Below are 8,262 nucleotides of genomic sequence, written 5' to 3' on the forward strand. Positions count from 1 at the left end.
AGTCTAAGCTGTTACGGGGCTTGTTTGATCTACCACATACAAGACAGTTTAACTTTTGCGAGGTACAGAGGATGACTTCAGATCGCCGTCTTGCGCTTTTCAGGCACACGACCCTGCTGTGTGCTGCGCTCGCCTTCTCACTCGGCTCCGCGAGCGCCCAAATCAACACGTCTCCTGATTACTCGAGTTCAGTCACCGCTGCTCCCGCGGAATCCGGTTCCAATGCACCACAACTTACCGATGATGCCGGTGCGCCGGGTGCTCCTGCACCGAGTGCCGGGACGCCGGATTTAGCGGCACTTCCTGCGGCACCGGCAGCGCACGGTTCGGGCGGCGGCCAATACGACAACAACTCCCATGGAGGCGGTGGGGGCGGAATCATGAGTCATCTCACGTACGAGGCGGGCGGCGGATTCAATGCCCCGACCAGCGATTCCTCGCCTTATATCACGTGGGGCTGGAATTTCACGGTGGGTGGCGGCTATCGCTTCGACAAACATTTCGCCGTCAACGTCGAGTACCAATTCATTCACAGCAAACTGCCAGGCGCGATCATCGCCCAGGCCGGAGCAACTGGCGGCTACGCTCACATCTGGTCATTCTCACTTGACCCTATCTACGATTTCAATCCCAAGAGTGCGGTTGAGTTCTATGCGACAGGTGGATACGGCTTCTACCGCAAGGTCACCAGCTTCACCGACCCGCAACAACAGATCTATTGCTCATACTTCTACTGCGGCACGATCACGCAGAACGTCGTTGTCGGGCACTTCTCCAGCAACCAGGGTGGATGGAACGTCGGTGGCGGCATCCAGCACCGGTTCGCCGGCTGGAACGGCGATGGCAAGATGAGGATCTTTGCAGAGGCCCGCTATCTTGATGTTTTGTCTCCGGCGGTCACTACCGAACCGAACGGTTTGGGCACGACGACGGTGGGCGAGGGAACCAAGATTATTCCGGTTACGGTCGGGGTGCGGTTCTAGAACGGTTTCGAAATACAGCGCTTTGTTCAGCACAAGGCCGCCCCGTCAAAAGGAATGCGACAGGGCGGCTTCTTTCGTTTAGCGGCGTTCGGGAGGAATATCAGAGGATACCGAGTACGCGCAGCCGGACGAGGCCGCCCGCCAATACGCCCAAGGGTGTAAGCGCGACCAGCGCGAGCATGTACCACACGCGTTGATCTCCGCGCTGCTGCAGAGCGCTGAGCGCGGCGAGAAGTAACACGATGATGGCCAGAGCGAGAACGTGGATGAGCGGATTGTGCACGGCGATCCACGCGGTGACGTAACCACCCGCGGCCGCCGCTAGAAATGAGTAGCCGAGATTGACGAAGATGTAACCCGGCTTCGGAGCGCCTTCCTCACCGACCCAGCCTGGAGTGAGTTTTCGCAGCAACACCGTGATAGCCGCAACCAGCGCAGCCATGGTTGCGAATCCACTGACGAGGGCGAGAAATGCGTGCAGCACTACCACGGCTTTCTCGGTTCCTCAGTGGGAGTGCCGACCTGGCCGCGCTCGATGCGAGCAAGAAACATGCGCGCGAGGCGCTGCTCGCCGGGATGGCTCTCGCCATGCATCGAACACAAATCGAGAAACTCATCGCATAAGGCGTTGCGCTGTTCCTGCTGAGCGAAGACGTGCTGCATTCCGAGAGCGAGTTCGCGGAGACGGGCCGCTTCGGGCCACGCGCGCTCGCGCTCATCGTCTCCGGTGAGTTCCAGATCGGAGAAGAGACCGCGGCGGCCGCGCGCGCACTCTTCGAGGCAGGCCTGAAGCTGTTCGGAGAAGACACGGCTCAATGCGTCGAGCTGATCGGGTTCCATTGGGTTGCGTTGGTCCATGCTTGCCGGGCTTTCTTACCTTTACTTCTGCATAGCAGCTTCAACTTCTTCGGCGGTGTGGGGCAGGTCGGCGTCGAGGTCGAGAAGCTTCCCGTCGGGCAGCACGAGGAAATCGCATTCGATGCGCACACCGATTTTTTCTTCAGGGATGTAGACGCCGGGCTCGATGGTGAAGACCATTCCGGGCTTAAGCACGGCCGGATATTGCGCGGGATCGTGTACATCGATGCCCACCATGTGACCGAGACCGTGCAGCCAGTATTTGCCGAGCGGCTCGCCATGCAGATCCTTGCCGTGCGCGTTGATGTAGTTATATGCAGCTACATCGAGTGAGTCGGGATCGCGATGGTAGTAGTCGTTGATCTTCGACTTGCCCGCGACGAAGGCGTCAATGGCGGCCTTCTGCGCCCCGAGCACGACATTGTAGACCTCACGCTGGCGCGCGGTGAAGTGGCCGTTGGCGGGAACGGTACGCGTGATATCCGACGCGTACATCGAGTACTCGCAGGCCGCATCGACCACCACGACATCTCCGTCCGCGATGGTAGCGGAGTTTGCGGAGTAGTGGAGGGTCGTCGAGTTAATGCCGGCGCCGACGATGGGCGCGTAGGAAGGGCGCTCGCATCCCTGCTCGTACCAGACCGCCGTCATTTTGCCCGCGATGGTGCGCTCGGTGACTCCGGGCTTAACCGATTTCATCATCTCGCGCTGGCCGGCGATGGAAGCCGCCGACGCTTTTTTGAGCAGTTCGATCTCTCCAGAGTCTTTCACCTCGCGCAACGGCATGGTGAGAGTCGTAACATCGCGCGCAGAGAGCGCTGGGGAGCCGAGCGTGGCGGCTGTATATCCGAGGAGGGAATCTGCGGCTTTCACATCCGGCTGCTTCCACACGTTGAAGGCAACTCGGCGATCCGCGGCGATTAGCTTGTTCAGGTCGACGGCCAGGTTCGCCATCGGTTCCACATTGTCAACTCCGGTGGCCCTGGTGACGCCCGGTGTTGCCGCATCCATCTTTGCGCCGGTGTAGGTTTCAGTGCGCAGGTTGCGCGTGGGCAAGAAGAGGATTTCCTTGTAATCGCGTGCGTGCGCGGGCTGGCCGGAGCGCTCAGGCTCGTTGGCTGGGCCGACGATCAAGAGCGCTGCGCCGGGCTCATCCCAGCCGGTGAGGTAGTAGAAGTCAGAATCCTGGCGATAGGGGTCGAAGTCGAGCACTGGCTCTTCCGCGGCGAAGAGGATGGCAACGCCTCCGTGCAAGGCATTGCCAAGCGCAACGCGGCGAGCGTGGTAGTCACCGGCGGGTTGTTTTTCGAGTGCCTGGGAGGAGGGGAATGAAAAGGCAAGCAAGGCTAAAACCGGTGCAGCGAGCCGGACAATCTTCATTTCGCTATTGTTACTCGCACGCGTACATGGCGCAAAGGCGAAAACTTGTACGTGCTCCGAATTCCAATGCTCGATGAATTATTGAACGGCGACTAGATTGTGGCAACGGCAGCGCCGTCGGGGATTTCTGCTTCCCGTTCCTTGCTCAGCCTCGCCTCTTCCTCATCGAGCATCTGGAGAAACAGGCGCGCGGGGACGGGGCGTCCGAAGAGCCAACCCTGCGCATGGATGCGCTGATTGGTGGCCGCGAAATATTCTGCCTGGACCTGCGTTTCGATGCCTTCCACCACGACACACAGTTTGAGCGTCTCGGCCATGGTGAGGATCTGGGGAAGAATGGAGACGGTGACGGCATCGGTCCCGATGGCCTTGGTGAAGGCCTTGTCGATCTTGATTGCGTCCACCGACAAATCGTGGAGATAGGCCAGGCTCGAGTATCCGGTGCCGAAATCGTCGATGGCGACGTAGTGGCCTTTTTGACGCAGGCGGAGAATCGTGTTCCTGGCCACCTGCTGGCGCGCGGTGTAGCTCTCGGTAATCTCGATGCCGAGATTGCGGGGTAAGACTTCAGCGGCAGCGAGAGCATTGTCGACCATGGGAAGAAATTCGCTATCTGCAAGATCAGATGCGGCGATGTTTACATTGACACGAAAGGTGGAACGCGCCCGCATGGTAGAGCCAAAGTCGCGCAGCACATGGCGCAGTACGAGTTTTGTAATCTGCCCGACGAAGCCACGCTCTTCGGCGATCTTCACGAAGACATCGGGACTGACTGCGTTCTTGTATTCGTCCGTCCAGCGCACCAGGGCTTCGGCCTCGACAATTTGACCTGTAGCTAAATCGACGATGGGCTGATACACCACGGTGAGAGCGTCGGCCCGGAGCGCGCGGAGCAGTTGCTGCTCCGCACTCTTGTTGCGGCTATAGAGTAGGGGGAACAGCAATCCGATGAGGGCTCCTGAGATCGCACCGAGGGCAAGACACGCCATGGAATAACCGCGTGCCATCGCGAATGCATCCGCGATGGCAATGTAGGCAGTCGTGCAGGTGGCGCCGTCGATTGAGCAGCGTGTGGCATACAGCGTATCGCCGGCCCTGACCTTGCCCGGGTGCGTCAGAATGGTTCCCGGCACGTCGGCAAATTCGCCAACCATCTGTCCCGCCTGCCGTGTCGGCGCATCCACGGCTGTGGCCGTGAAATGCATCGGCGGCGCTTCCATTGACGTCGACCTGTAGGGGTTGTAGACGATGAACGACTCCCCCTCTTGCACCAGAATTACGTCCTGATCGTCTACGCGAAACGGGGAGATGTTCTTGTAGATCTTCGTTCCATCCTGCCGGGCAATCGAGGGGGTGTATTGCGAATCCGCCAGAACGTTGCGGCCCGACGTCGTGGAACATTCAATCGTTCCGCCATGCATGCGGCCGGCGGCCTTAAGGTATTTCGCCTGGAAGATGATCTGACGAAAATATTCGATTTCCTCGTCAGAACAGAGGTCGTAAGACGAGGTGTTCATGGTCGCCAGCACGGCGCGCGATTCTGCCGTCGAGGTCACATTTTCCAGCAGAACTCGATTTGCGTACTGATCCAGCTGGGTTTCAGCATGCCGCAAGGCAAACTCATGCCCGACCAGATACCCGCTCAGCGCACCCGCTGCGGCAAGAAGGATGGTCGACACGATGGTGACAATAACGCGCTGGATGAGAGTGCGCATGGTTGGGCTCACCCATTATTTCGATTGATCCGGTCGAAATTCTGTTCCCCAATAGTGGTAAATCGATTCCCTATCGGTGCTATCAATCTAAATGGCTGATTTTAAAGAGTAAGTTTCAGGTACTTTGGGGGTCCGTAATGCGCGGAGTAGGCGGGGAGCACTTTACGAATAATGGCTGGGCTGAATGTTTGATTCCTTGCGTGATGAGGGACACGGGCGAACTGCCGATCAACCCCCAACGAATCCGGTGTTTCGGTTTCGAGATGAGTGACACATTGAATTTCCGCGCAAAACGCCGTATACTAGGTATTGCGACGAGTTTGTCCGCCTGAGTTGCCGTGAGGATGCCGGCTGGCGGAGAGATGAGTGGGCTCACAGCCCACTTTTTATTTGGTGCAAATTTCTCCCGGAAAACGGCCGCTGATTTTGACCGGGGGTCCCTTAACAAAGGGGCGAACGGGTGGGCTTCGGTACATGGCAGCAAAGCTGGACGAAATTCGGGCAGCAGCCCAGCGGGTTGCCGCATCCCACGGGCTGGATGTGGTCGACGTAGAACTAGCCGGGCCAGCTAAAGAGCATGTTTTGAGGGTCTTTCTCGAGAAGAATGCCGAGGGCCGGGCACGCCTTAAGGCGGAGATTGCGGCTGGAGCAGAGGGACTTCCAGAACGGCTGGTGGAAGGCAAGTTGAGCGTGGAGCAGCTTTCCGGAGTGACCCACGAGGATTGTGCGGAATTCAGCCGGGACTTTGGCGTTCTGCTGGATGTAGAAGACCTGGTAACCGGGGACGAGTACACGCTGGAAGTCAGTTCGCCAGGGCTGGATCGCAAGTTAACGAAGCCGGAAGAGTTTCAGCGGTTCGCCGGATGCCTGGTCAAGGTGCAGACATTCGAACCGATTCGCAATAACCGGCACTGGAGAGGACGGCTGCTGGCGGGTTCGAAGGGAAGCATTGCACTGGACCTTGAGGCGGTGCATCAGAATAGCAAGAGCCGCAAAGCAGGCGTGAATACGGTGGAGATCGCTCTGGACAATGTCGAGAAAGCGGAGCTGATTCCAGAAATTTAGCCGCGCCTTCCGGTGCGGAACCGGAGGCGGAAATTGAACGCCTCCTCAACAACAATCCAACGGTCGAACAGGTCCGGGGATCGGACGGTCGCCGGAAAACAACCCGAGAGAGTAAGAAGAGTATGGCCAGCGCTTTGTATCAAAGTATCGAACTCCTGAGTCGCGAAAAAGGCATCGAGCCCCAGATCGTGGTTGGCGCGGTGGAAGAGGCGATCGCCCTTGCCACGCGCAAGTACTACAAGACCCAGGAGAACATGCGCGGAGAACTCAACAAGGACACTGGCGAGATCACCGCCTACATCTACAAGACCGTTGTCGCCACCGACGATGAGCTCGAAGATCCGGTGAACCAGATCACGCTGGAAGAAGCGAATGAACTTGCGCCGGGCGTGGAAGTCGGCAGCGAGATTCGCATGTACCGCGATACCACTCCCCTGGGTCGCATCGCTGCGCAGCTTGCCAAGCAGGTGATCTTCCAGAAGGTGCGCGAGGCGGAGCGCGATACCGTATTTAACGAATATGCGCATCGCGAGAAGGAAGTACTGAACGCGACGGTGAAGCGCATCGAGGGTCAGGACGTCATTTTCGATCTGGGGAAAGCTGAAGCCCGCTGCCCCAAGCGCGAACAATCTCGGCTGGAGCAGTTCACGATCGGCGAGCGCGTGCGGGTGGTTTTGCTCAAGGTGGATCGCGCGGCCAAGGGGCCTCAGGTGATCGTTTCGAGGGCCGCTCCGGAGCTGGTGTCGAACCTGTTCCAGTCGGAAGTGCCGGAGATCTACGACAACACTGTCGTTATTCGTGCAATTGCCCGCGAGGCCGGAGAGCGCACCAAGATCGCGGTTCAGTCGCGCGACAAGGACGTGGATCCGGTCGGTGCCTGCGTGGGAATGAAGGGCATGCGCGTGCAGTCCATCATTCGCGAGCTGCGCGGCGAGAAGATCGACATCATTGAATTCAGCGAAGAGATTACGACGTTTGCGGAGAAGGCTCTGCAGCCCGCCAAGGTAAGCCGCGTTTCCATCACGGACCTGACGGACAAGCAGCTTGAGGTCATCGTGGATGACACGCAGCTCTCGCTCGCGATCGGCAAGAAGGGGCAGAACGTTCGGCTCGCAGCCAAATTGCTGGGCTGGAAGATCGATATCAAGAGCGAGGAAGAGAAGCGCCAGGAAGTAGAGCAGCAGATGCAGGCTCTCACGGGCGGACCTTCGACTCCGATCGAGCAGGTTACGGAACTCGGCGAAGGGATTATCCAGAAGCTGGTCGCTGCCGGGATCACCACGGTGGAAGGTCTGGCCGATATGACTCCCGAGCAGCTCGAAGAAATTCCAGGTATCGGCGAGAAGACGCTGGAACGGATCAGCGTCGCGGTTCGCCACTACTTCGGCCATTTCGAAGAGGGCGAAGAAGCTGAGGCGACCGAGGGCGCAGGCGTTGCCGGTGCACCGGAAGTTGAAGGTTCCGATGAACCTGCCGCGCTGACCGCAGCGGCGGACACGGGCACGATTTCGGAAGGCGAGTCAGAGGTTGAGACCGCCGAGGCCGTGGCTGGAACTGCGGAAGCGGAACTGGAGAATTCGCAGGAAGTGCTGGAAGAAGCAACCGAAGATCAGGACGAGACTGCTGAAGAACTTGCGGTCGACAACGTCCCCGGCGCGGACGAAGGAATTGAAGAGAACGAGATAGAGAATGAAGAGGGCGACGCATAACATGCGGCGCGTTTTTCAACACCATTCAAGTGATAATGGTGGCAACACAACAAGCCATTGCCAAGAGGTAGCTTTGACCACCCCAACGACGAAGACCAATCGTTGGGGACCCCAGGGCGACCAAAGGGCTTTGGGTAGCACATTCTGAAAAGAGGCGGATGAGCAAGGTTCGAATTAACGATCTCGCGCGTGAGATGGAAGTCAAAAGCCGTCAGATTCTTGACGTGCTCGGGGAGCTCGGCCTGGGTGAGGGCAAAACTCACTCGAGTTCGATCGAAGACCACGAGGCAGACAAGGTTCGCGCGCACTTCCAGCACGGACGCCAGGGGGGCCACAGCGGCGCGGGATCAGCGCGTGCGGCACAGGGCATTACCCCGAAGATTGATTTGTCTCATGTCTCCAAGCCCGGGGACGTAATGAAGGCCATTCTGGCCAAGAAGCAGGAAGAGGAAGCCGAGGCTCGCAGGAGCCACGTGCCCCCCAGCAAGGCTGCCACTCCCGCGCCGAAGGTTCCCGTAAAGCCGGTACCGCCGGTTGTCTCGGTCGCAGCGC

General features: G+C 58.8%; 8 protein-coding genes. 4 read left to right on the top strand and 4 right to left on the bottom strand.

Going from position 1 to position 8,262, the window contains the following annotated elements:
* Positions 1-71 precede the first annotated feature (71 nt).
* Positions 72-983 carry an outer membrane beta-barrel protein gene (locus WA354_RS10960; RefSeq protein ID WP_472813049.1) on the top strand — a complete coding sequence of 304 codons (912 nt, stop codon included), beginning with the start codon at positions 72-74 and terminating at the stop codon, positions 981-983.
* Positions 984-1,083: 100 nt separating this feature from the next.
* Here WA354_RS10960 and WA354_RS10965 read toward each other — a convergent pair whose 3' ends face one another.
* The 4 genes from WA354_RS10965 to WA354_RS10980 form a co-directional block, all read right to left on the bottom strand.
* A complete protein-coding gene (locus tag WA354_RS10965) occupies positions 1,084-1,473 on the bottom strand; it encodes a hypothetical protein (protein WP_472813050.1) in 390 nt (129 codons plus the stop codon).
* Complete coding sequence (locus tag WA354_RS10970; RefSeq protein WP_472813051.1) at positions 1,467-1,841, bottom strand: hypothetical protein; 375 nt, start codon at positions 1,839-1,841, stop codon at positions 1,467-1,469. Before WA354_RS10970 ends, WA354_RS10965 begins: the two co-directional genes overlap by 7 nt.
* A 21-nt stretch (positions 1,842-1,862) precedes the next feature.
* A complete protein-coding gene (locus tag WA354_RS10975; protein WP_472813052.1) occupies positions 1,863-3,221 on the bottom strand; it encodes an aminopeptidase P N-terminal domain-containing protein in 1,359 nt (452 codons plus the stop codon).
* Between the two features lie 92 nt (positions 3,222-3,313).
* Positions 3,314-4,936 carry an EAL domain-containing protein gene (locus WA354_RS10980; RefSeq protein ID WP_472813053.1) on the bottom strand — a complete coding sequence of 541 codons (1,623 nt, stop codon included), beginning with the start codon at positions 4,934-4,936 and terminating at the stop codon, positions 3,314-3,316.
* A gap of 474 nt (positions 4,937-5,410) precedes the next feature.
* Between WA354_RS10980 and WA354_RS10985 the strand changes: the two genes are divergently transcribed.
* The 3 genes from WA354_RS10985 to WA354_RS10995 form a co-directional block, all read left to right on the top strand.
* The gene (locus tag WA354_RS10985) at positions 5,411-6,001 is read left to right on the top strand and encodes a ribosome maturation factor (protein WP_472813054.1); all 591 of its coding nucleotides are present in this window, start codon (positions 5,411-5,413) and stop codon (positions 5,999-6,001) included.
* Between the two features lie 122 nt (positions 6,002-6,123).
* Positions 6,124-7,710, top strand: coding sequence for a transcription termination factor NusA (gene nusA / locus WA354_RS10990; protein WP_472813055.1), 1,587 nt, complete (start codon positions 6,124-6,126; stop codon positions 7,708-7,710).
* Positions 7,711-7,868: 158 nt separating this feature from the next.
* A partial coding sequence (locus tag WA354_RS10995; RefSeq protein ID WP_472813056.1) for a translation initiation factor IF-2 N-terminal domain-containing protein occupies positions 7,869-8,262 on the top strand: 394 nt, incomplete at its 3' end.

Origin of the sequence: Occallatibacter sp., from assembly GCF_049802275.1 — a bacterium.
Taxonomy (GTDB): Bacteria; Acidobacteriota; Terriglobia; order Terriglobales; family Acidobacteriaceae; genus Telmatobacter.